25 protein-coding genes are annotated in these 22,603 nt (G+C 36.9%); 14 read left to right on the plus strand and 11 right to left on the minus strand.

Going from position 1 to position 22,603, the window contains the following annotated elements:
- The first annotated feature begins 139 nt into the window (after nucleotides 1-139).
- The 8 genes from hisG (at nucleotide 140) to hisIE (ending at nucleotide 6,636) form a co-directional block, all read left to right on the plus strand.
- Nucleotides 140-1,030: an ATP phosphoribosyltransferase gene (gene hisG, locus BZK16_RS12120; RefSeq protein ID WP_077929160.1), complete on the plus strand. Its 891-nt coding sequence runs from the start codon at nucleotides 140-142 to the stop codon at nucleotides 1,028-1,030.
- 2 nt (nucleotides 1,031-1,032) lie between these two features.
- Entirely contained in the window at nucleotides 1,033-2,325 is a 1,293-nt protein-coding gene (hisD, locus tag BZK16_RS12125; RefSeq protein WP_077929161.1) for a histidinol dehydrogenase, read from the plus strand.
- Between the two features lie 9 nt (nucleotides 2,326-2,334).
- Nucleotides 2,335-3,120: an aminotransferase class I/II-fold pyridoxal phosphate-dependent enzyme gene (locus tag BZK16_RS12130; protein WP_456300699.1), complete on the plus strand. Its 786-nt coding sequence runs from the start codon at nucleotides 2,335-2,337 to the stop codon at nucleotides 3,118-3,120.
- Entirely contained in the window at nucleotides 3,081-3,410 is a 330-nt protein-coding gene (locus tag BZK16_RS14660) for a hypothetical protein (protein ID WP_233145295.1), read from the plus strand. Before BZK16_RS12130 ends, BZK16_RS14660 begins: the two co-directional genes overlap by 40 nt.
- Before the next feature lie 29 nt (nucleotides 3,411-3,439).
- Nucleotides 3,440-4,525 carry a bifunctional histidinol-phosphatase/imidazoleglycerol-phosphate dehydratase HisB gene (gene hisB / locus BZK16_RS12135; protein WP_077929162.1) on the plus strand — a complete coding sequence of 362 codons (1,086 nt, stop codon included), beginning with the start codon at nucleotides 3,440-3,442 and terminating at the stop codon, nucleotides 4,523-4,525.
- Complete coding sequence (gene hisA / locus BZK16_RS12140; protein WP_198932462.1) at nucleotides 4,525-5,256, plus strand: 1-(5-phosphoribosyl)-5-[(5-phosphoribosylamino)methylideneamino]imidazole-4-carboxamide isomerase; 732 nt, start codon at nucleotides 4,525-4,527, stop codon at nucleotides 5,254-5,256. The genes hisB and hisA overlap by 1 nt, the downstream gene beginning before the upstream one ends.
- Nucleotides 5,241-6,014: an imidazole glycerol phosphate synthase subunit HisF gene (gene hisF / locus BZK16_RS12145; RefSeq protein WP_077929164.1), complete on the plus strand. Its 774-nt coding sequence runs from the start codon at nucleotides 5,241-5,243 to the stop codon at nucleotides 6,012-6,014. Before hisA ends, hisF begins: the two co-directional genes overlap by 16 nt.
- Entirely contained in the window at nucleotides 6,007-6,636 is a 630-nt protein-coding gene (gene hisIE, locus BZK16_RS12150; protein WP_077929165.1) for a bifunctional phosphoribosyl-AMP cyclohydrolase/phosphoribosyl-ATP diphosphatase HisIE, read from the plus strand. The genes hisF and hisIE overlap by 8 nt, the downstream gene beginning before the upstream one ends.
- Nucleotides 6,637-6,841: 205 nt before the next feature.
- Here hisIE and ychF read toward each other — a convergent pair whose 3' ends face one another.
- The 5 genes from ychF to BZK16_RS12175 all read right to left on the minus strand — a co-directional run bounded on the left by ychF (nucleotide 6,842) and on the right by BZK16_RS12175 (nucleotide 12,195).
- Nucleotides 6,842-7,933, minus strand: coding sequence for a redox-regulated ATPase YchF (gene ychF / locus BZK16_RS12155; protein ID WP_077929166.1), 1,092 nt, complete (start codon nucleotides 7,931-7,933; stop codon nucleotides 6,842-6,844).
- Nucleotides 7,934-7,950: 17 nt separating this feature from the next.
- Complete coding sequence (gene pth / locus BZK16_RS12160) at nucleotides 7,951-8,520, minus strand: aminoacyl-tRNA hydrolase (protein WP_077929167.1); 570 nt, start codon at nucleotides 8,518-8,520, stop codon at nucleotides 7,951-7,953.
- A gap of 6 nt (nucleotides 8,521-8,526) precedes the next feature.
- Nucleotides 8,527-9,135: a 50S ribosomal protein L25/general stress protein Ctc gene (locus BZK16_RS12165; RefSeq protein WP_077929168.1), complete on the minus strand. Its 609-nt coding sequence runs from the start codon at nucleotides 9,133-9,135 to the stop codon at nucleotides 8,527-8,529.
- A gap of 80 nt (nucleotides 9,136-9,215) precedes the next feature.
- Complete coding sequence (gene parC / locus BZK16_RS12170) at nucleotides 9,216-11,459, minus strand: DNA topoisomerase IV subunit A (RefSeq protein WP_077929169.1); 2,244 nt, start codon at nucleotides 11,457-11,459, stop codon at nucleotides 9,216-9,218.
- A 70-nt stretch (nucleotides 11,460-11,529) separates the two neighbouring features.
- Nucleotides 11,530-12,195, minus strand: a complete 666-nt coding sequence (locus BZK16_RS12175; RefSeq protein ID WP_233145297.1) for a protein-L-isoaspartate O-methyltransferase family protein — start codon at nucleotides 12,193-12,195, stop codon at nucleotides 11,530-11,532.
- A 130-nt stretch (nucleotides 12,196-12,325) separates the two neighbouring features.
- Here BZK16_RS12175 and glyA point away from each other — a divergent pair, with 130 nt between their 5' ends.
- Complete coding sequence (glyA, locus tag BZK16_RS12180) at nucleotides 12,326-13,576, plus strand: serine hydroxymethyltransferase (RefSeq protein WP_077929170.1); 1,251 nt, start codon at nucleotides 12,326-12,328, stop codon at nucleotides 13,574-13,576.
- Nucleotides 13,577-13,670: 94 nt separating this feature from the next.
- On the opposite strand, the gene BZK16_RS12185 is transcribed toward glyA, so the two are convergent.
- Nucleotides 13,671-14,513 carry a hypothetical protein gene (locus tag BZK16_RS12185; protein ID WP_077929171.1) on the minus strand — a complete coding sequence of 281 codons (843 nt, stop codon included), beginning with the start codon at nucleotides 14,511-14,513 and terminating at the stop codon, nucleotides 13,671-13,673.
- Between the two features lie 179 nt (nucleotides 14,514-14,692).
- On the opposite strand from BZK16_RS12185, the gene BZK16_RS12190 reads away from it, so the two are divergent.
- A complete protein-coding gene (locus BZK16_RS12190) occupies nucleotides 14,693-14,947 on the plus strand; it encodes a hypothetical protein (RefSeq protein WP_077929172.1) in 255 nt (84 codons plus the stop codon).
- A 106-nt stretch (nucleotides 14,948-15,053) separates the two neighbouring features.
- On the plus strand, nucleotides 15,054-16,001 hold the full coding sequence (locus tag BZK16_RS12195) for an AEC family transporter (RefSeq protein WP_077929173.1): 948 nt from the start codon (nucleotides 15,054-15,056) through the stop codon (nucleotides 15,999-16,001).
- 49 nt (nucleotides 16,002-16,050) lie between these two features.
- Here BZK16_RS12195 and BZK16_RS12200 read toward each other — a convergent pair whose 3' ends face one another.
- The 5 genes from BZK16_RS12200 to BZK16_RS12215 form a co-directional block, all read right to left on the minus strand.
- Complete coding sequence (locus BZK16_RS12200; RefSeq protein WP_077929174.1) at nucleotides 16,051-16,431, minus strand: RidA family protein; 381 nt, start codon at nucleotides 16,429-16,431, stop codon at nucleotides 16,051-16,053.
- Nucleotides 16,432-16,500: 69 nt separating this feature from the next.
- Entirely contained in the window at nucleotides 16,501-17,409 is a 909-nt protein-coding gene (gene menA, locus BZK16_RS12205; protein WP_077929175.1) for a 1,4-dihydroxy-2-naphthoate octaprenyltransferase, read from the minus strand.
- A 186-nt stretch (nucleotides 17,410-17,595) separates the two neighbouring features.
- Nucleotides 17,596-18,138 carry a protoglobin domain-containing protein gene (locus BZK16_RS12210; protein WP_077929176.1) on the minus strand — a complete coding sequence of 181 codons (543 nt, stop codon included), beginning with the start codon at nucleotides 18,136-18,138 and terminating at the stop codon, nucleotides 17,596-17,598.
- 562 nt (nucleotides 18,139-18,700) lie between these two features.
- Complete coding sequence (locus BZK16_RS14330; RefSeq protein ID WP_158076860.1) at nucleotides 18,701-18,868, minus strand: hypothetical protein; 168 nt, start codon at nucleotides 18,866-18,868, stop codon at nucleotides 18,701-18,703.
- A gap of 165 nt (nucleotides 18,869-19,033) precedes the next feature.
- Complete coding sequence (locus tag BZK16_RS12215) at nucleotides 19,034-19,570, minus strand: protoglobin domain-containing protein (protein WP_077929177.1); 537 nt, start codon at nucleotides 19,568-19,570, stop codon at nucleotides 19,034-19,036.
- A gap of 611 nt (nucleotides 19,571-20,181) precedes the next feature.
- Between BZK16_RS12215 and BZK16_RS12220 the strand changes: the two genes are divergently transcribed.
- The 3 genes from BZK16_RS12220 (at nucleotide 20,182) to BZK16_RS12230 (ending at nucleotide 22,580) form a co-directional block, all read left to right on the plus strand.
- The gene (locus tag BZK16_RS12220) at nucleotides 20,182-21,297 is read left to right on the plus strand and encodes a DEAD/DEAH box helicase (protein WP_456300700.1); all 1,116 of its coding nucleotides are present in this window, start codon (nucleotides 20,182-20,184) and stop codon (nucleotides 21,295-21,297) included.
- Nucleotides 21,291-22,121 (plus strand): C-terminal helicase domain-containing protein, encoded by an 831-nt coding sequence (locus BZK16_RS12225; protein WP_077929178.1) that lies wholly within the window; start codon nucleotides 21,291-21,293, stop codon nucleotides 22,119-22,121. Before BZK16_RS12220 ends, BZK16_RS12225 begins: the two co-directional genes overlap by 7 nt.
- A gap of 99 nt (nucleotides 22,122-22,220) precedes the next feature.
- Entirely contained in the window at nucleotides 22,221-22,580 is a 360-nt protein-coding gene (locus BZK16_RS12230) for an MliC family protein (RefSeq protein ID WP_077929179.1), read from the plus strand.
- Nucleotides 22,581-22,603 lie beyond the last annotated feature (23 nt).

The following is a 22,603-nucleotide window of genomic DNA, read 5'->3' on the forward strand; positions in this document are numbered from 1 at the left end:
GATATTATAAAACTTCGATTATAGCTTATCCCAATAAAATATTTGCAATTCCTCACACAAAAGAGCTTGCATAATAATTTTTCAAGCGTACTATCATGATAGTACAGTATTAAGATGATTCGAAAATCAAAGGAAGATTATGCAACCCCGTTTAAAAATTGCGATCCAAAAATCTGGTCGCCTGAGTCAAGAATCAGAAGCATTATTCAAACAATGTGGCTTAAAAATGATCATACAAAAAGATAAGCTCATTGTTCATGTGGAAAATATGCCAATTGATATTCTTCGCGTTCGTGATGATGATATTCCTGGCTTAGTATTTGATGGCGTTGTGGATTTAGGCATCATTGGGCAAAACGTTTTAGAAGAAGAAAGCTTAAGTCGCCAAGGAAAAATGGATAATGAATACATCACATTGAAAGAATTACCTTTTGGTGGTTGCCGTTTATCTCTCGCGATTCCTAAAGAAATGCCGTATGAATCAGTGCAATCTTTAAAAGATACACGCATCGCAACATCATATCCTTATCTTTTAAAACGCTTTTTAGATAGTAAAAATGTGCCATTCAAAACATCTATGCTGAACGGTTCAGTGGAGGTTGCACCGCGCGCAGGTTTATCTGATGCAATTTGTGATCTCGTTTCTACAGGTGCAACATTGGAAGCTAATGGCTTACGTGAAGTGGATGTGATTTATCGTTCTAAAGCAGTGATCATTCAATCCACAAATGCAATGGATGATACCAAGCAAGCATTGATTAATAAATTAATGACTCGCATTCAAGGTGTAACACAAGCGACTGAATCTAAATACATTATGCTCCATGCACCTAAAGATCGTTTAGATGAGATCTGTAGCTTATTGCCAGGTGCGGAAATGCCAACTATTTTACCACTCGGTAACGACCAAACACGTGTAGCAATGCATATGGTGAGCACAGAGTCTTTATTCTGGGAAACCATGGAAGCCCTAAAAGCCAAAGGCGCCAGTTCAATTTTAGTTTTACCTATTGAAAAAATGATGGAGTAACAATGCGTACCGTAGTTTGGAAAGATTTATCCGCCGAAGAGCAATCACAAGTTTTACAGCGCCCTGTTCAAATGAGCGCACAGAGTTTAGAAGATAATGTTCGTGCCATTGGCAATGCGATTCAACAAGAAGGCGATGCAGCCTTGATCCACTTCACTGAGAAATTTGATAAAACACTGCTAACAGATCTTGTTTTACCACAATCAGCATTTGCAAAAGCTGAACAAAATTTATCAGATGAGTTTAAAAAAGCCATTCAAAATGCTTATAACAACATCGCTAAATTCCACGAAGCACAGAAACCTGAGCCGATTTCGATTGAAACACAAAAAGGTGTTTTATGTGAAGTATTGACACGCCCGATTGAAAAAGTTGGTTTATACATTCCAGGTGGCACAGCGCCATTATTTTCCACTGTACTAATGCTCGCTATTCCTGCAAAAATCGCAGGTTGCAAACGCATTGTATTGGCTTCTCCACCAACAATTGCGGATGAAATCATCTATGCAGCAAAATTGTGTGGTATTGATACGATTTATACAATTGGTGGTGCACAAGCTGTATTTGCATTAGGTTTAGGCACAGAAAAAGTTGAAAAAGTGGATAAAATTTTTGGCCCTGGTAATAGCTATGTGACAGAAGCAAAGCGCCAAGTAAGCCAAATGATGAACGGTGCAGCGATTGATATGCCTGCTGGCCCTTCTGAAGTTTTAGTAATTGCTGATGAAAATGCAAATCCTGACTTTGTGGCTTCTGATTTATTATCTCAAGCTGAACATGGTACAGATTCACAAGTAATCTTAGTGACAACATCACAAGCAATGGCTGATAAAGTGAATAACTCTTTAGATTATTGGCTCAACCAATTATCCCGCAAAGATACAGCAATTGAATCCTTAAAGCACAGCACAACCATTATTGTGCACTCATTGGCTGATGCCGTAAAAGTCAGCAATCTATATGCACCTGAACACTTAATCATCCAAACAGATGATGCGCGTAGTTTGCTCAATGATATTCAGCACGCAGGTTCAGTATTTTTAGGCAAATATTCTGCTGAATCTATGGGTGATTATGCATCTGGCACAAACCACGTATTGCCAACTTATGGCTATGCAAAAACAGTTTCAAGTTTAGGTTTAGCTGATTTCAGTAAACGTATGACAGTTCAAGAAATTTCTAAAGATGGTTTAAAAGATTTGGGTCCTGTGGTATCTCTATTAGCAGAAAAAGAATTATTAGATGCCCACAAATTAGCAGTAGATATTAGGCTCAAAACCATCCAAGGAGAATAAAAGATGTCGATGACAGATAAAGAAAAGCGCTCTATTCAAAACTTAGTGCCATATACAGTGGCGCCAAGAGATCAGGATAACCAAGCAATCTATTTGGATGCCAATGAAAATCCTTATCCTCGTGAATATCGCTTATCCAATAAATACTTTAACCGTTATCCTGAGCCACAACCCAAAGCACTGTTAGAAAGCTATGCAAAATATGTAGGTGTTCAACCTGAGAATCTATTAGTTTCTTTAGGTGGCGATGAAGGCATTAAACTCATCATCGAAGCATTCTGTAATGATGAAGATGCGATTTTATTTTCACCACCAACATTTGGCATGTACGCAATTGATTCTTATGTTGTGGGCTCTAAAGTTTTAGAAGCACCATTAACAGCGGATTTCCAAGTGGATGTACCAAAGTTTTTATCAGCGGCACAAAATGCTAAAGTGGTATTCATCTGCTCTCCAAATAACCCAACAGGTAATTTGATGAAAGTGACTGACATTGAAGCTGTATTGAATGGCGTGAGTAAACAAACCATTGTTGTGTTGGATGAAGCTTATATTGAATTTTCTGATCGTGAAAGCTTTGCTACACGCTTAGCTGAATTCCCAAATCTAGCCATCATTCGTACATTATCAAAGGCTTTTGGTGTTGCAGGAATTCGCTGTGGCTTTACAATTGCCAATGCGGATTTAATTCAATCATTACAAAAAGTGATTGACCCTTATCCAATGCCAATTCCTGTTGTGGAAANACTTATCCAATGCCAATGCCTGTTGTGGAAATTGCTGAACAAACATTGAGTCAAGAAGGCATTGAATACATGCGTACAGCGGTTAAACAAATTAACCAAAACAAAGCTGCATTCATCACTGCACTTTCATCTTTACCATTGGTGAAAAAAATTCATCCAAGTGATGCAAACTTCATCTTAGTTGAAATGACAGATGCAGAAAAAGTTCATGAATATCTCAAATCTGAACATATTTATGTGAAAAAGCAATCTGGACAATTGAGTCACTGCATGCGCATCAGTATCGGTACAGAACAAGAAATGCGTCGCGTCATTCAAGCACTCAGCAATTATCGTTAATCATTTTATTAATATTATCGGATCGTATCATGCAAAATATTTTATTCATCGATAGAGATGGCACGCTCATTGATGAGCCAAAAACAGATTTTCAAATTGATTCATTAGAGAAATTAATTTTTGAACCTAAAGTGATTCCTGCATTATTAGCTTTACAAGCCACGGGTTATCGTTTTGTGATGGTGAGCAACCAAGATGGTTTGGGCACAGAATCTTATCCTCATAAAGATTTTGATATCCCTCATAATAAAATGATGGAGCACTTTGCATTGCAAGGTATTACTTTTGATGATGTATTGATTTGCCCGCATTTTGAAAGCCAAAACTGCGAATGCCGCAAGCCTAAATTAGGTTTAGTGCAGGAATATATCGATACACAGCGCTTTAACCCTGAAAATAGCTATGTGATTGGCGATCGTGAAACAGATGTCACTTTAGCAAAAAATATGGGTATTCCATCACTTCAATACCATCCTGAAAAATTGAATTGGCCATTAATTGTCGAAAAATTAGTGCCAGTGAAACAAGCCATAAAATATGAACCACGCACAGGATATATCGAGCGTATTACTAAAGAAACAGATATCAAAGTTTCAGTATTTTTGGATGAAACAGGCTCTAATACAATCAACACTGGCCTGCCATTTTTTGATCACATGCTGGATCAAATTGCGACACATGGTGGTTTTAAAATGATTGTGGAAGTGAAAGGTGACATTGAAATTGATGATCATCACACAGTGGAAGATACTGCAATTGCACTCGGTGAAGCGCTTCGTGCAGCATTGGGTGATAAACGTGGCATTGCGCGTTTTGGTTTTGTTTTACCCATGGACGAATGCAAAGCTTCTTGTACTTTAGATCTCTCTGGCCGTCCTCATTTAGAGTTCGATGCAAAATTTAAACGCGATATGATTGGAACTTTTAGCACAGAAATGGTAGAACATTTCTTCAAGTCTTTAGTTTATTCTTTACGTTGTACGTTGCATTTAAAAGTGAAGGGACAAAATACCCATCACAAAATTGAATCTCTGTTTAAGGTGTTTGGCAGAACACTTCGCCAAGCGGTTAAAGTTGAAGGTACTGAGTTACCGAGTTCTAAAGGGCTACTATGATAATAATTCCTGCGTTAGATTTAATGAATGGTCAAATTGTAAGATTGCAACAAGGTGATTACGATAAACAAACCAAATTCACCGCTTCTCCCATTGAACAATTTGAAGAATATGTAGCACAAGGTGCAAAATATCTTCATCTCGTGGATTTAGATGGCGCAAAAGATCCCGCACAGCGCCAATTATTCACCATTAAACATATCGTAGAAGGCGTAAAAGCTCCCATCCAAGTAGGCGGTGGCATTCGCACAAAAGAAGATGTCCAAAAATTATTAGACATTGGCGTTGAGCGAGTTGTTGTTGGCTCTACAGCCGTTCAAAACCCTGAAGAAGTTAAATCTTGGTTCGATGAATTTGGTGCAGATAGTTTTGTTCTAGCTTTAGATATTCGCATTGAAAATGACAAAAAACTTATCGCCATCAGCGGTTGGCTAGAAACCACAGATCAAACTTTAGAAAGCGTCATTGAAAGCTTCCAAGAAGTTGGTTTGGAACATGTTCTATGTACAGATATCTCTAAAGATGGCATGCTTCAAGGTTCCAATGTCAAATTATATAAAGAGCTTGTGAAAACATATCCTGACATCAATTTCCAAGCTTCAGGCGGTATTGGTGGTTTAGAAGATTTGGAAGAATTGAACAAATCAGATGTTTACGGCGTAATTGTTGGCCGAGCTTTATTAGAAAATAAATTCACCACGAAGGAGGCAATCACATGCTTGCAAAAATAGTCGCATGCTTAGATGTAAAAGATGGCGTTGTTGTGAAAGGCACACAATTCAAAAACCATGAAATCATGGGTGATATTGTTGAATTGGCCAAGCGTTACAATGAAGAAGGTGCCGATGAAATCGTGATTTACGATATTGCAGCATCCACAAGAGATGCATTAGTGGATAAATCTTGGATCCGTAGCGTTGCAGATGTGATAGATGTCCCTCTTTGTGTGGCTGGTGGTATTAAATCCATTGAAGATGCTGAAGTTGTGTTTGCCAATGGCGCACAGAAAATCTCAATCAATTCTCCTGCATTGGCTAATCCTGATTTAATCAATCAATTGTCAGAAAAGTTTGGTAAAGAGAAAATCGTTGTGGGTATTGATTCATATTTTGATGAAGCTAAAAATGATTACTTTGTCTATGCATTGACAGGTGATCCTGATAAAACTAAAGCGACAGAATGGCGCACAGAAGATTGGATTAAAGAAGTGGAAAAACGTGGTGCAAGTGAAGTTGTACTTAACATGATGAATCAAGATGGTGTTCGTCAAGGTTATGATTTGGTGCAACTCAAAAAAATGGCGAGCATTACCACTTTGCCAATCGTAGCATCTGGTGGTGCTGGCACAGCTGAGCACTTTTTAGATGCTTATACAATTGGCGATGCCAAAGGCACATTGGGTGCATCCGCATTCCATAAAAAACTCGTACACATTGGTGAACTCAAAGCATTTTTAAAAAATAATCAAATTGAGGTGCTTAATGCCTAGCGGTGAAGTATCAAAATTAATTGATCACGTTGATTGGGATAAAATTGCTGGGCAATTACCTGTCATTATCCAAAACTATATTACTGCTGAAGTTTTGATGTTTGGTGTGATGACTAAAGAAGCTTTACAAAAAACATTGGATGACAATATTGTCACTTTCTATTCGCGCACAAAACAGCGCTTATGGACGAAAGGTGAAACTTCTGGTGATTATTTGAAAGCTGTAGATTATGCTTTGGATTGTGATTTAGATACATTGCTCATCACAGTGATTCCTAAAGGCAATACTTGCCATTTAGGCACCAAAAGCTGTTTTAGCCGTATCTCTTCTGATTTACCTTGGGTTTTTTTGAGCCATTTAGAAGAGATGTTAGATGAGCGCAAAACGGCCGACCCTGAAACTTCTTATACTGCATCATTATATGCTGTGGGTAAAAAGCGTATTGCTCAAAAAGTGGGGGAAGAAGGCGTTGAAGTTGCCTTAGCTGCGATGTCAGAAGATAAAGAAGAAATTTTAAATGAAGCGGCTGACTTGATCTACCACACAACTGTGTTATTGCATGACCAAGATTTATCTTGGGCTGAGGTTTTAGAAGTTCTCAAAAAACGCCACCAAGGATAATCCCCCCTTAATCACTCATTTCAATTTCCTCACCGCAGGTGAGGAAATTATTTAGTTTAAAACTATAAATGTTGTGTAATTAATTAGAAAACCAATAAAAAATCCCGCTGAATTTAAAACTCAGTGGGATTTTTATTTAATACTAAAAAGCTATCAATTTGATCTTTCCCCTCAGGATAGGTCAGTTATACTTTTCAAATAATGACTATACGTTGAATCTAAAGTGCATAACATCACCATCTTGCACGATATATTCTTTACCTTCTAAACGCATTTTACCTTTTTCTTTCGCGCCAGCTTCGCCTTTCAATGCAACGTAATCATCATATGCTATGACTTCTGCACGAATGAAGCCTTTTTCGAAATCTGTGTGAATCACACCAGCAGCTTGTGGTGCTGTTGAACCTTTTTTGATTGTCCAAGCACGTACTTCTTTAACACCCGCAGTGAAGTATGTCTCTAAGTTCAATAAAGAGTAACCTGCACGAATCACACGATTCAAACCTGGTTCTTCAAAGCCCATTTCAGATAAGAAATCTGCTTTATCTTCATCGTCTAACTCAGCAATTTCTGATTCAATCGCTGCACAAATTGGCACAACAAATGAGCCTTCTGCTGCTGCGTATTCTTCAACACGTGCTAACAATGGGTTATTTTCAAAGCCATCTTCATTCACATTCGCAATGTACATGACAGGTTTAATCGTCAAAAACTGTAGATCACGAACCAATAATTTTTCTTCATCTTCCAATTTCACTGAGCGAACGCTTTTGCCTTCATCCAATACTGGAATAATTTTTTTCAACACAGCCACTTGTGCTTGTGCTTCTTTGTTACCACTTTTAGCAACTTTTTCTACACGATGTAGAAATTTTTCAGCAGATGCTAAGTCAGCCAATGCCAATTCAGTATTGATCACTTCAATATCATCAATCGGATCAATTTTACCTGATACGTGGATAATGTCATCATTTTCAAAGCAACGTACAACATGTGCAATCGCATCTGTTTCACGGATGTTAGCCAAAAACTGATTACCTAAACCTTCACCTTGTGATGCGCCTTTAACTAAGCCTGCGATGTCCACAAAGTCTACAAATGTTTGCTGTACTCTTTCAGGCTTAACAATATCAACCAATGGTTGAATGCGTTGATCTGGTACATTGACACGGCCAACATTTGGTTCAATTGTACAGAATGGATAGTTTGCAGCATCAATGCCTGCATTCGTCAATGCATTGAAAAGTGTTGATTTACCAACATTAGGAAGCCCTACAATACCACATTGAATTGCCATAAATTATTCCTTTAAAGTTACTTCTTGCGATGTAATTCATTCATGACTGGTTCAAAATCACCAGCAACCATTGAAGAAAGATATCGTCTTGCATCCCAAATGGAATCATCCATTAATTTTTGATCCGCACCCGATGCTTTCTTGAGCACATAATTGGCAACCAATTTGGCATCACCAGGATGACCAATGCCAATTCTTAAGCGATTAAAGTTATTGGAGCCTAAACAAGATGCAATGCTTTTTAAGCCATTATGTCCGCCATGTCCACCACCTTGCTTGAGCTTTACAGCACCTGGTGGCATATCTAATTCATCATGAACCACTAAAATTTCTTCTGGGAGAATTTTATAAAAGTGTGCCAAGGCTAAAACAGACTCACCACTTTTGTTCATGTATGTTTCTGGCTTCAATAAATAAACTTTACGACCATCTTGAATCAATTCCCCGACTTGGCCTTTAAACTTACTTTGATATGCCAATGGAGAACTTGCGATCTCATCAATAAACCAAAAACCCGCATTGTGGCGGGTTTCGATATATTCGGGACCAGGATTACCCAGCCCGACAATTAATTTTAGCGCTGTCATTGACTATTACGCTTCTTCTGTAGCCTCTGCAGCAGCTTCAGTAGTTTCTTCAGCTACGCGTGGAGCTACGATACCAGCTACTTGATCTTCAGCGTGAGTTAAGATTTCAACGCCTTTTGGTGCTTTGATGTCAGCTACAGTGATGTGCGCGCCAACTTCTAAAGCAGCGATGTCAACTTCGATTGCATGTGGCAAATCTTTTGGTAAACATTCAACTTCAATCGCTGTTAAAGCGTGAGTTAAGATACCGCCAGCTTTTACGCCTACTGCAGTTTCAGCATTCAACAACACAACTGGAACAGCTGATTTCAATTTTTCACCAGCTTTAACACGTAAGAAGTCCAAGTGAGTGATCAATGGTTTGAATGGGTGACGTTGTACATCACGCAAAATTGCACTTTCAGCTTTACCATCAATTTCAACAGTTACGATGCTTGAGTAAACATCTTCGTGACGGAATTGTGTTAAAACTTCATTGTGGTTCAAAGTGATGCTTACTGCATCTTTATCTGCGCCATATACTACTGCTGGGATAACACCTTCACGACGTAGGCGGCGGCTCGCTCCTTTCCCTAAATCTGTACGAAGAGTTCCCTTAAATACGAATTCACTCATTTGTTACTCCAAAAATTTTCTAGTTATAAAAAGTTTTCAACCGCGACCAGTCAAAAACACAAGCGCCACATTATAGCAATTTAATTGCTCACTGCAATCTCTAATTTCGTGATTTTTGTGCCTTTTTTCACTTCTTTCCCGCGTTTACCGCGTTCATCCATGAATTGCTGCCAATCATGCGGCTTCAAAGTAACCTTTGAACGACCAAAATAGAGATTAATCACATCTTCAGCGCCGATCATATATAAACCCACCAACGCATCTTCTTGATTTTTAAATGCAGCGCCAGGAATACCAATGATCTGATTACCTTTACCTTTTGCTAATTCAGGCAATGCAGATAGCTCAATCACCAATAATCGCCCTTTTTCTGTATAAGCAACCAAGTAAGGCTTATGCTCTAAATCCACTTTTTGTGGCTCGAACATTTTTGCATCACCCAAATTTACAATGGCCTTACCAGCCTTTTGACGGCTCAATAGCTCGCTATAAGGCACGATGAAACCATAACCATTATTAGCGGCCACTAAATACTTACTATCATCTTGATCACAAATTAAATAGTTCACATGTGTAGATGCTGACAACGTGAATCGGCTACTCAATGCTTCGCCCATTGTTCTTGCAGATGGCAATGTATGTGCAGCTAAACTATAGGCACGACCATCATTATCAAAGAATACAGTTTGCTGATTGTTTCGCCCTAGCACAGAGCAGAGATATTCATCACCTGTACGATAATTCAATTGTGTTGGATCAATCTCGTGGCCTTTTGCTGCACGCACCCAACCCATTTTAGATAATACAACTGTGATGCCTTCATTGGAAACCAATTCAATTTCATCAATAGCTTCAGCTTGTGCACGCTCAACAACTTTAGTTCTTCTCACATCGCCATGTGTTTTTTGATCTTCTTTGATCTCTTTTTTAATCAAAGCTCTTAATTTTGCTGGTTCATTCAACAACTGAAGCAATTCATCGCGTTTTTTCTGTAATTCATCTTTTTCAGCTTGGAGCTTGATCTCTTCAAGCTTTCCTAAATGACGCAATTTTGTTTCCAAAATAGCATTGGCTTGGATCTCTGAAAGCTTAAATGCACTCATCAACACGTCTTTTGGCTCATCTTCAAAGCGAATGATGCGAATCACTTCATCGAGATTCAAATAAGCAATCATTAATGCTTCTAGAATATGCAAGCGTGCTTCTACTTTGCTCAATTGATGCGTTAAACGACGCGTCACAGTTTCTGTTCTGAACTGAATCCATTCTGTGAGAATTTGATGTAAATTCTTAACTTGTGGACGATTATCCAAACCAATCATGTTCAAATTCACACGCACAGATTTTTCCAAATCTGTTGTTGCAAATAAGTGATCCATCACACGATCATGTTCCACACGATTGGATTTTGGAATCAACACAATGCGCACAGGATTTTCATAATCCGATTCATCACGAATATCATCAATCATCGGCAACTTCTTCGATTGAATCTGATTAGCAATATCAATCTGAATCTTTTCACCTGAAATTTGGTAAGGCAACTCTGTGATCACAATATTGCCATTTTCAATGAAATATTTTGCACGTAAACGAATCGAGCCAGTGCCTTGTGTATAAAGCTTCACCAACTCTTCTTTCGTATTAACGATTTCACCGCCTGTAGGGAAATCTGGTGCAGGCACATATTGCATCAATGCTTCTAATGTTAAATTAGGTTGATCAATCAATGCACATGTTGCATTCGCAATTTCCGTTAAGTTATGTGGCGGAATATCCGTCGCCATGCCCACAGCAATCCCTGTACCGCCATTCAATAGAATATTCGGTAATCTTGCAGGCAATCGCACAGGTTCATCTAATGAACCATCAAAGTTTGGCTGCCAATCTACAGTTGCTTCATTGGTTTCTTTCAATAAAACATCAGCATATTTAGATAACTTAGATTCTGTATAACGCATCGCCGCGAACGATTTTGGATTATCCAATGAACCAAAGTTCCCTTGTCCATCCACTAAAGGATAACGATAAGAGAAAGGCTGAGCCATCAAAACCAATGCTTCATAACATGCACTATCACCATGCGGATGGTATTTACCGATCACGTCACCCACAGTTCTTGCGGATTTCTTATGCTTAGAAATGGATGATAAACCCAATTCGCTCATCGCATAAATAATGCGACGTTGAACAGGTTTCAAGCCATCACCAACATGTGGCAATGCACGATCCATAATCACATACATGGAATAGTTTAGATAAGCTTCTTCAGCAAACTCCGCCATTGGGCGAACTTCAAAATTCTGTTGCATAAATTGCGTCATAGTTCGTTATTTATAAAAAATAGAATCCCATTCTGCTACAAAACAGAATGGGATTCTTGTTATCGTTCATTTAAAATACAAATTGTGGTTTGTCTTCAAAGCCGTGCAAACGTTCTAATTCGATTTCAAAGCGTGATTCTTGACGAATTTCATTCAATTGATTCTTAATCACTGTGCCACTTGTCACAGTTTGATCTTGCATACCAATGAATGCGAATAAACGACCACCCGCAGTTAAAGCATCCACCAATTTTTGAGGAGCTTCTAAAACTGAACCAGTCATAATGATTGCGTCATAACTATTTTTTTCTACTGCAAAATCTTTTACATCCGCAGTAATAAATGTCACATCACTGATATTTAATTTGTCGATATTCTTTTGCGCCATTGCAGTGTAATCAGGATTGATATCAATCGCCGTCACTTTTGCACCCAAATGAGCGGCTAGAGCTGCTAAAAACCCACTGCCTGAACCAATGAGTAAAACATTATCTGTTGGCTCCAATTCGATTTCTTGTAGAATTCTGCCTTCCATTGCTGGCGTTAACATTAAATCTTTGCCTTGCAATGGTAATCTTACTTCTGAAAAAGCCAATGTTTTGTGTTCTTCCGCTACAAAATCATCACGATTGATAACATCAAATGCGTTTAGTACTCTTTGATTCAATACATTCCATGGACGAATTTGCTGCTCTATCATATTAAAACGCATATGATCTTTATTATTCATCGTCATAATCACGCCTTCCTCTTTATGGGTAAAATAATCTAATTTCTTTAAATATCAGTAGAGTTGTTGAATGAAATCTCTTTACACTCTACAATAACTGTCGCCTTTGCTTGGGTTATTCTATAGGAAAATCATCATGTTTGAAAATCTCGCGTTACACTCATTTGATCCTGAACTCTTTGAAGCTGTAAAAAAAGAGGCGGAACGTCAAGAAGATCACGTTGAATTGATCGCTTCTGAAAACTATTGTTCTCCATTAGTGATGGAATTACAAGGTTCTGTCTTAACTAACAAATATGCTGAAGGCTATCCAAATAAACGCTACTACGGTGGCTGTGAATTTGTTGACATCGCAGAAAGCTTAGCAATCGAACGCGCTAAAAAATTATTTGGTGCTGATTATGCAAACGTACAACCTCATTCAGGTTCACAAGCGAACGGTGCTGTTTATTTAGCATTGGTTGAACCAGGTGATACAGTTTTAGGCATGAGCTTGGATCACGGTGGTCACTTGACTCATGGTGCTAAAGTAAACTTCTCTGGCCGTACATATAATGCTGTTCAATACGGCGTGAATGAAGATGGTTTGATCGATTATGATGAAGTTGAAAAATTAGCATTAGAACACAAGCCAAAAATGATCGTAGCAGGTTTCTCTGCTTACTCTCAATTGTTGGATTTCAAACGTTTCCGTGAAATCGCTGACAAAGTAGGCGCATATTTATTCGTAGATATGGCTCACGTTGCAGGTTTAGTAGCTGCTGGTTTATATCCTAACCCAATGGAATATGCTGACGTTGTAACAACAACAACGCACAAAACATTGCGTGGCCCTCGTGGTGGTATTATTTTAGCTAGATCAAATCCTGATTTAGAGAAAAAATTGAACTCAGCAATCTTCCCTGGCATTCAAGGTGGTCCTTTAATGCACGTGATCGCAGCTAAAGCTGTGGCGCTTTTGGAAGCAATGCAACCTGAGTTTGTTGAATACCAAACACAAGTTTTAAAGAATGCTAAAGCAATGGTTAAAGTATTCCAATCACGTGGTTTTGATATCGTTTCTAACGGTACAGAAGATCACTTGTTCTTGGTAAGCTTAGTTAAACATGGCATTACTGGTAAAGCTGCGGATGCTGCATTAGGCAAAGCAAACATCACAGTAAACAAAAACACTGTACCAAATGATCCACAATCTCCATTCGTAACTTCAGGTATCCGCGTTGGTACACCTGCAATCACAACTCGTGGTTTCAAAGAAGGCGAATCTGAATTATTGGCTAACTGGATGTGTGACATCATGGAAAACTTGGATGATGAAGCATTAGCTGCACGCGTTGCTGACAATGTAACTGCATTGTGCCGCAAGTTCCCTGTTTACAAAAAATAATTCATTATTTTGTAATCACTGAATAACAAAAGCCCTGATTTTCAGGGCTTTTTAATCACTCAGCATCTTGGATTATTAAGACAACTAGGCCGAATCATCTTCCTAGGTGTTTTTCCCGATCAATTGTTCCATAACTCCAAATCTCATCAACAATCAGTTCACCCTCTTTATTCCACTCTTTTCGCCAACCTTTCCAAAAACGCCCCACATTCATTTCATCCAATGATTGTTGGCCATTTTCATACCATGTTTTTGTGATCGCAGCTTCTCTTCCTGAAGAAAAACCTTCAGATCTGAATAATTTCATCTGCCCATTTGGATACCATTCTGTTCGATCAACAAAATCAGTCTCAGGGTTATATTTGATTTCACTGCTGATAGAACCATCTTCATACCAACCCTTTACCCAGTTATTTTTACGATCATTAGGACCTTTTTCTGATACATAAGTTTGGTATATTAAATTTCCATCACGATCCCACCGATGCTCTTCTTCTTTATAACCAGGTCCGCTATATATTGTGCCTTGCTTAGTATTTTTTTCATTGTCATAAAAAGATATATAAGAAATTTTTCGACCATCTTTATATATACTTTCTACACTTTTCTGACCACTTTTATACCAAATAAAAGAATCTCCCTCTCTCTTACCATCTACCAATGTATAGAAAACTCTGCTACCGTCTTTTCTCACTTCATTAATTTCTTCAATCTTGGCAGTGCCAGCTTCAATACGCTGCCGACGCTCTTCAGCTTCTTTATTTTGCTGTGCCCTCATTTCAGCCATTTCTCTTGGTGCATCGACCATCATTTGAATCATTGCCTCATAAGATTCTTTTCTTAATCTATTTTGTTCAGCTTGATGATTTTGATACCAAAAATAACCACCAATACCTAACACAGTGATAATTGCTAATCCAATCAATCCTTTTTTCATTATTTTCTCTTTGATTTGTTTTCAAGAAATACAATCTAATTTAATAAAATTTCATTACTATAAGTCATTATTAAAATAATATTTAAATAAATAACTGCAATAATTATCTCTATTCAAAGAATAAACTTTGGTCTACAATTCTCCGATCATAATTCACTCTGAATATCTAAAGGCAGACTATGAAAAAGGAACAAATTCTATTAATCGTTGGTGCAATTTTATTAGTGATTGGCGTTGTGTTGAGCATGATGAATGGCGGTGCTGATAATGCAGCAATCGCCCAGCAAGCGACCAATGCACAAGAAGCTGCTTTAGCAATCTCTGCTAACAATCAAAAAGATATCATCATAAATGCGATCAGCATGTTTTTGATTGGTTTTGGTGGTGTTTTAATCGCTGTGCCTGCATTAAAATTTTTGAAAAAGAAAAACTAATTTCACATTCAAAACTACAGAAAAATATAGTTAGTTGGACAGCAACTTATCAGCATAACTAGTGCTATAGTACATAGCATAATTAGAATAGTTTCTGGGCTGTCCAATGATCTTCTTTACTACTTTAACTTCTGTTTCCGTCATGGGTGCCATGATGATTGTCGGTGTATTATTGCGCCGTGCTTATGGTTTAACCCCTGAAACGCAACGCTTAGTTGTTGCATTAATCGTCAATATTGGATTACCTTCCATCGTTTTATCGAGCGTTTTCAATTCACATCTTGATTCCGCAATGATGAAGCAAATCCTCACAATGTTCGCCTTATCTGTCATCTTAAATACATTAGGCATTGTCATTGTTCGCTATATTGCCCTGAAAAAATTTAAAACTGAAGATAAAAAAGCCAGCGAAATTGCCATCACTGCAACATTAGGCAATACAGCTTTTATCGGTATTCCACTCTGTTATGTTTTATTAGGTGCACAAGGCGCATTATTAGCAGCGATCTTTGATGCGGGTTTAGACTTTGTTATCTGGACAGTTTGCGTATTTCTATTACAGCGCGAAAAAGGCTTCCGACTGAGAAACCTTGCAGCTATGATCAATATTCCTTTAATGGCAATTGTGATCGCTTTGACGCTAGGCGCCATTCAATTTGAAGCATATGACATCATCAAACAACTCACCAAATCATTAGCTGCAATCGCAAGTCCATTAGGAATGATTTATATTGGTTTATTGATCCCTGATTTATGGAAAGTCATCAATAAGATTGATTTAAAAAGTGTCACATTAGGGGTTATTTTTAAAATCATTGTTTTTCCAATCATTGCATTTTTAGTCGTCATACTATTACCGATCGATTCAATGGTCACTAAAGTCATTTTGATTCAAGCCACAATGCCAACATTTACATTAGCATCTGTATTATTCCAAAGATATAACGCTGATATTAATTTTAGTATCGCAATGACATTGATCTCTGTTATGGCTTCACTGATTACAATTCCATGTATGCTGTATTTACTTCATCTCGTTGGTGTTGGCTTATAAACAAAAAGCGCTCAAAAGAGCGCTTTTTAGTATTCATAGATATAAAAAATTAAGGCTTTTTAACAATCACTTCAATTTCAACATCTGCACCCAATGGCAATTCTAATACTGCAACACAAGTGCGTGCTGGAAATGGTGCTGCAAACTTAGTTGCATACACAGCATTCATTTCAGCAAAGTATTTCATCGCTGTTAGATAAACAGTCACTTTAACCACATCATCCATTGTTACGCCAACTTCATCCATAACATGCTGAATATTTTCAAAACATTTTTCTGTTTGAGCAGCAATTTCACGATTAGTTTCTGTCACTTGCACTGCGTTTTTAGCAGTTTGACCTGAAAAATAATAGAAATCACCTGCATCAATTGCATGTGAATATGGGCCAGATGATGAAACATTCGGTGCTGTAAAAGCTTTTCTTGCCATTTTGGTTAACTCCTTTGGGTAAACAACCTAAGTTTTAAGTATAGCACTTAAACAATGATTACAGAGCCATCATGTCATACTTAAAATAATTGCTAAACTCAATAATAGGGCAGTAGATAAATTTAATCTCACCATAGGAATTAACAGTGCTCCCATAAATTTATTATCAATACTCAACTCATAAACTTGTCGCAAATATAAAGGAATCAGCACAATGAAAATCCATAAAGATGTTAGTGGTAAATAACTCACAACAAAAATTATTAATACACCCAAAGATGTCAGCAATAAACTAATTTGGTAGGACTTCGCCCATGATAATCCCATCATCACAACTAATGTTCGCTTCCCTGCTTTTTCATCCTGCTCGTGATCACGCATATTATTAATATTCAAAACACCCATAGATAAAAAACCACTAGAGATAGCAGGTAGAATGAGCCAAGCGCCAAATTCATTGGTCTGTAAATAATAACTACCAATAACGCCCACAAATCCAAAGAACATTAAAACAGATAAATCACCCAAACCAATATATCCATAAGGTTTTTTACCGACAGTATAAGTCACTGCTGCAACGATGGATAAAGCACCTAAACCAATGAAGAAATATAACTGCTCTGTGCTTTTAGTGGAAATGAATAAGAGACATAAACCAGATAATATCGAAACACATATTGTTAAACAAAGCACGATCCTTAATTGCCCTAATGTGATCAAGCCATGATGAATGCCACGAAGCGGACCTAATCGTTCAAATGTATCTGTTTGTTTAGCAAAATCACCATAATCATTAGCAAGATTAGAAGTAATCTGTAATAAAAGAGCCGTTAATAATGTTAAGAGAAAAATTTGAAAATCGAATTGCCCTTGCCAATAAGCCAAAGCATTGGCAATCAAAATTGTTGCGGCTGCTAAAGGCAGTGTTTGTAATCGAAAACTACTCAGCCAAGCTTTACAGTATTGACGCTTATTCATTATATTGTCTCAATTTCCATTGATCATTTATTTATACATGGATTTGTTCTTATTATCTATATTGCCCATAAAAATAATAAATGTGCTAGATAATAATTTCACGGCCATGAGTTTGAGTAAAGCAATAAAAAAGCCAATACTTAATGACTGGCTTTTTATTATTAATGCACATAAATAGCCATACTTTTAGCTCATTAATTTATGTAATAGTTTTTTAGAAATACCTGTGAACTCTAATAAACCATCATAATAGCTGCCATCAATGACAAAGTGATTAATGTCTAAAATTTTCAAAACAGATGCGATTAAATCCACTTGAGTACATCCAATAGTCTCTGCATCTTCTGATGTAATAAACTTAGGGAATTCTGAGCGTAAAAAACTCATACTTGCAGAAACGAACAAGGGTGGAATTTCTAAACGCGCATGAATACGCCCAATATTCCACAAGGACTGAATATACTCTTCAGTAAAATGTACAGAAAATAGACCTTTCATCCATTGAATATGTGTTGCTTTCAAACCATCAATGCGACCTTCCAAATAAACAGCTGTAATAGGATTGCCTTGTAATTGTTGATAAAAGTTTTCTGTCAGCTCAGGCAACCTAGGTTCAATCAAGGGCTGTAATTTATGTAAGCGATCAATATCTGCTTGCGAAAAATGACTCACATCCAATAAAACATCTAACTCTGCATTTTTGATACCAAAACTATTTTTGACAGACACGATTCGTCCTCCATACATGCACAATTTTATTATTAATTTAATCTCTTTTATTTTTATACTAATACAACATATATTTATAATTAAAAATTGGTTTTATATTCACCAATCATTAAATAATCGGAATTAAAAATAACATATTATTTAATAATATTAAATAAATAGCGCATTTAATGCACTGAGAAAAATAATAATATTTCAAAAATGCTTTAATAAATTATATTCGTTGAATATTCATCTAGAAGCCTTATTGCCTAAGGCAAGAGATTGGGAACTTGAAACTATTTGGGCATATATTCATCAATATTAATGAACAGTTAAGGCTTAATCTCACTTATACCTTGAATAAGGATCTTTTTTACGCATGCCAATTAAGCCTTTATCACACCATAGATTTTCTTCATACGCCTTTAGAATATTGGCATCAGTGCATTTAAAAAACTTTTAGTTACGGTACTCTTGAATCAGTTTATCCAGATAATCTCAATTTGTTACCTTAGTTAATGTCATAAATGCATTAAAATTTTCTTCTCTTTCAATGATGACAATAGAAGAATAGCACGATTCATCCCCCTGGTCCACAATGATTTTCTAAAATATCATCTTGAATATAAACTAATACTTTCTCCATTTGATCATGACTGCCATCAAATTCTAATGGATGAACAAATTTTGATGGCAATCCAAATGCTAACACAGGCAATAACAAGAAAGTAAATATAATAATTCTCATAGTTTTTCCTTGAACAATCTTATTTTTCTACTAGTTCAAGCTTAGTAAACTTTTTTAGGTGCTAAGAGAATTTAATACGATTATAAAAATAATCAATCAATTACACATAATATGATAGTAAAGCCAATCTATTGAATATGGCTTTACTGATCAACAAAAACTATACTATCCCATTAATCTTTGTAATAATTTTTTGGAAATTCCTGTCACTTCTAATAAGCGATCATTATAACTGCTATCAATGACAAACTGATTAATATCCAAAATCTTCAATACAGAAGCAATAAGATCAGCTCTATTTTTTCCTAAACCATCAGCAATTTCCTTAGAAATGATGCTAGGTATTTCTGAGCGCAAGAAGCTCATACTTGCCGCCACAAATAAAGGTGCAATGTGTAATTTTGCATGGACTCGCCCAATATTCCAAAGAAATGCCACATACTCTTCATTGAATTCTCTAGTAAATAGATCTTTCATCCACTGCAAATGTGTCGCTTTTAAAGCTTCTAATCGTCCTTCCAAAAATACAGCAGTTGTTTCATTATTTTGTAGATGAACATAAAATCGTTCTGTTAATGCTGGTAATCTTGTTTCAATCACACTCTGTAATTGTCGCAATCTATCTATATCCTCATTTGTGAAATTATTAATGTCTAATAAAACATCTAAATCTTCATTTGTAATGCCAAAGCTATTTTTCATAAGTCAGTCCAAACCTTCACAAAATATTTCAAAAAAATTCTTTGAATTTTCNTGTTTCAATCACACTCTGTAATTGTCGCAATCTATCTATATCCTCATTTGTGAAATTATTAATGTCTAATAAAACATCTAAATCTTCATTTGTAATGCCAAAGCTATTTTTCATAAGTCAGTCCAAACCTTCACAAAATATTTCAAAAAAATTCTTTGAATTTTCAATCAATATATAAACAAAAACATTGAATGAATTTCGCGCAGATTTTAAATTTTAAATGTGTCAGTTTTATGACAATGGCTATATACCTTAGTTAATACATAAAGACTTTGATGTAAACACAAGATATAGATATATATTTTTAATTAATTCTATCGCTGGCTATCATATTTAAAAAAATTCTGTATAATCCACAAGCTTCATCGAATTCTAGGGTCTACTGCATATATCTATATTTGCCTCACTCTCGCGAACTACATCTTCGCCACGTAGTATTCCATGAACACTTCCTTTATTACTTATTTAAGGTGCCTCAATTGGATTTGAGGTAGATATATTATTTATGCTTTTTTCAGACTTAGATCTAAACCCAATTTTATTAAATGCATTGAGTGCAATGGGATATGAATCCCCAACAGCAGTACAAGAACAAGTTTTACCAATCGCGTTAACAGGTGCTGACTTAATGGTGAGCAGCCAAACAGGTAGTGGTAAAACTGCTGCATTCTTGTTACCAGTTTTAAACATTTTGTTGGATATTCCAGTAGAAAACACATCTAGCCGTAAAGGTGAGCGCCGTGGAAAAGATAATATCAAGCCTAAAGCTTTGGTATTGTGTCCTACACGTGAATTAGCACAACAAGTTGCTAAAGAAGCAATCAACTTAAAAGGCAATGCAAGAGGTATTCGCATCGCAACAGTTGTTGGTGGTATGCCTTATGGTCAACAAATTCGCGAATTAGAAAATGTAACAATCTTAGTAGCGACTCCAGGTCGTTTATTAGATTTATACAAACAAAGAGTTGTGGATTTATCAGAAGTAGAATTCTTCGTAGCTGACGAAGCGGATCGTATGTTAGATCTTGGCTTTGCTGAAGATTTAGAAATGATCCACAAAGCTTGTAAGAATTGTGAACAAAATTTGATGTTCTCAGCAACTTTCCCGAAAAACATTATGCGTTTAGCAGAAGAAATGATGGAAAATCCTGAGAGGATTGAATTATCTTCAAAAAGTGTTTTGAATACAAACATTACACAACAAGTTAACTTTGCTGATAACAAAGAACATCAAAGAGAATTATTGATGCATTGGTTAAATCAACCTAATGTAGATCAAGCGATTGTATTTACTGCAACACAGATCGAAAGTGAAGAAATTGCAGATATGTTAGAAGATGAAGATTTCTCTGTAACATATTTACATGGTGGTATTCCACAAAAAGTTCGTATGCGCCGTTTAGAAACTTTACGTAAAGGCCGTACTAAAATTTTAGTAGCAACTGACGTTGCTGCACGTGGTATTGATATTGCAACAATCACTCACGTTATCAACATTGGCTTACCTATGAAAGCTGAAGACTATGTTCACCGTATTGGTCGTACTGGCCGTGCTGGTCGTACTGGTGATGCTGTAAGCATTGTAAACGTACGTGATCATCGTCGTGTACGCGATATTTCTGATTATNATTTACTGCAACACAGATCGAAAGTGAAGAAATTGCAGATATGTTAGAAGATGAAGATTTCTCTGTAACATATTTACATGGTGGTATTCCACAAAAAGTTCGTATGCGCCGTTTAGAAACTTTACGTAAAGGCCGTACTAAAATTTTAGTAGCAACTGACGTTGCTGCACGTGGTATTGATATTGCAACAATCACTCACGTTATCAACATTGGCTTACCTATGAAAGCTGAAGACTATGTTCACCGTATTGGTCGTACTGGCCGTGCTGGTCGTACTGGTGATGCTGTAAGCATTGTAAACGTACGTGATCATCGTCGTGTACGCGATATTTCTGATTATACCTCTAACAAAATTGAAGTATTAACTGTTGAAGGTTTAGAACCAACGTTAAACCCTGCTGATTTCACTGGTAGCAAAGCTAAAAAAGGTGGACGTGGTCGCGGTGGCCGTAATGGCAATGGTGGCGCTAGATCTGGCGGTGGTAAGCGTTTTGAACGTAGCGGCGGCCGTAACGATAGAAATGATCGTGGTGATCGTGATTCAAGATCAGAAAAGCCAAGAAGTGAACGTAAATCATCTTCAGAATTTTTCGATAAGCCCAAAGGTGAAAGCCGTGATTCTCGTAGCTCAGAAAAGCAACGTTTCACAGCTGAACGCAAATCAGATAAACCAAGATTTGAACGCTCTGAGAAATCAGAAAGAACTGACAGAACTGCTCGCTCTGACAAACCAAGAGGCGAACGTTCAGAGCGCCCAGCACGTTCTGACAGCCCAAGATCAGACCGTCCAAGAACTGAGAGATCAGGTGACCGCCCTGCACGTTCAGATCGCCCACAGAAATCTTTCTCAAGAAGAACACGTTCTGAATAACAAATCATCGATGATTTAAAAATAAAAACTCGCCCAAATGGCGAGTTTTTTTATGTATCATATATCTGCTTCACTAATTGTAAACTCAGGAGAGAAAAAATGAAGACAATCGTAAAAATTGCAGCAATTTCGACAATGGCTTTAGGATTAAGCTTAACTGCATATGCGAAACAAAAAAATTCTTTAAGTGAGTACGAAGTAACCAATACAGCTCAATTTAAATGCGCACAAGATACAATCACAATCGACTTCATTAATAAAAAACAAAACAATGCAGCACTCGTCACGATGGCAGGTGATACAGTGCCAAATCTTTTAGTGAATGTCATGGCTGCAAGTGGTGAAAAATACGTGGGTGGCATTTATGAACTTTGGATTCAAGGTGACAATGCAATGCTGACAAATTTAATGAATGATCCAGAAAATGCAGCAGACTGCCAAATCATTCCTGCAAAATAAACCAATCATCTTCTCAGGAGCAA

It is taken from the genome of Wohlfahrtiimonas populi (genome assembly GCF_002006795.1).
Lineage (GTDB): Bacteria > Pseudomonadota > Gammaproteobacteria > Cardiobacteriales > Wohlfahrtiimonadaceae > Wohlfahrtiimonas > Wohlfahrtiimonas populi.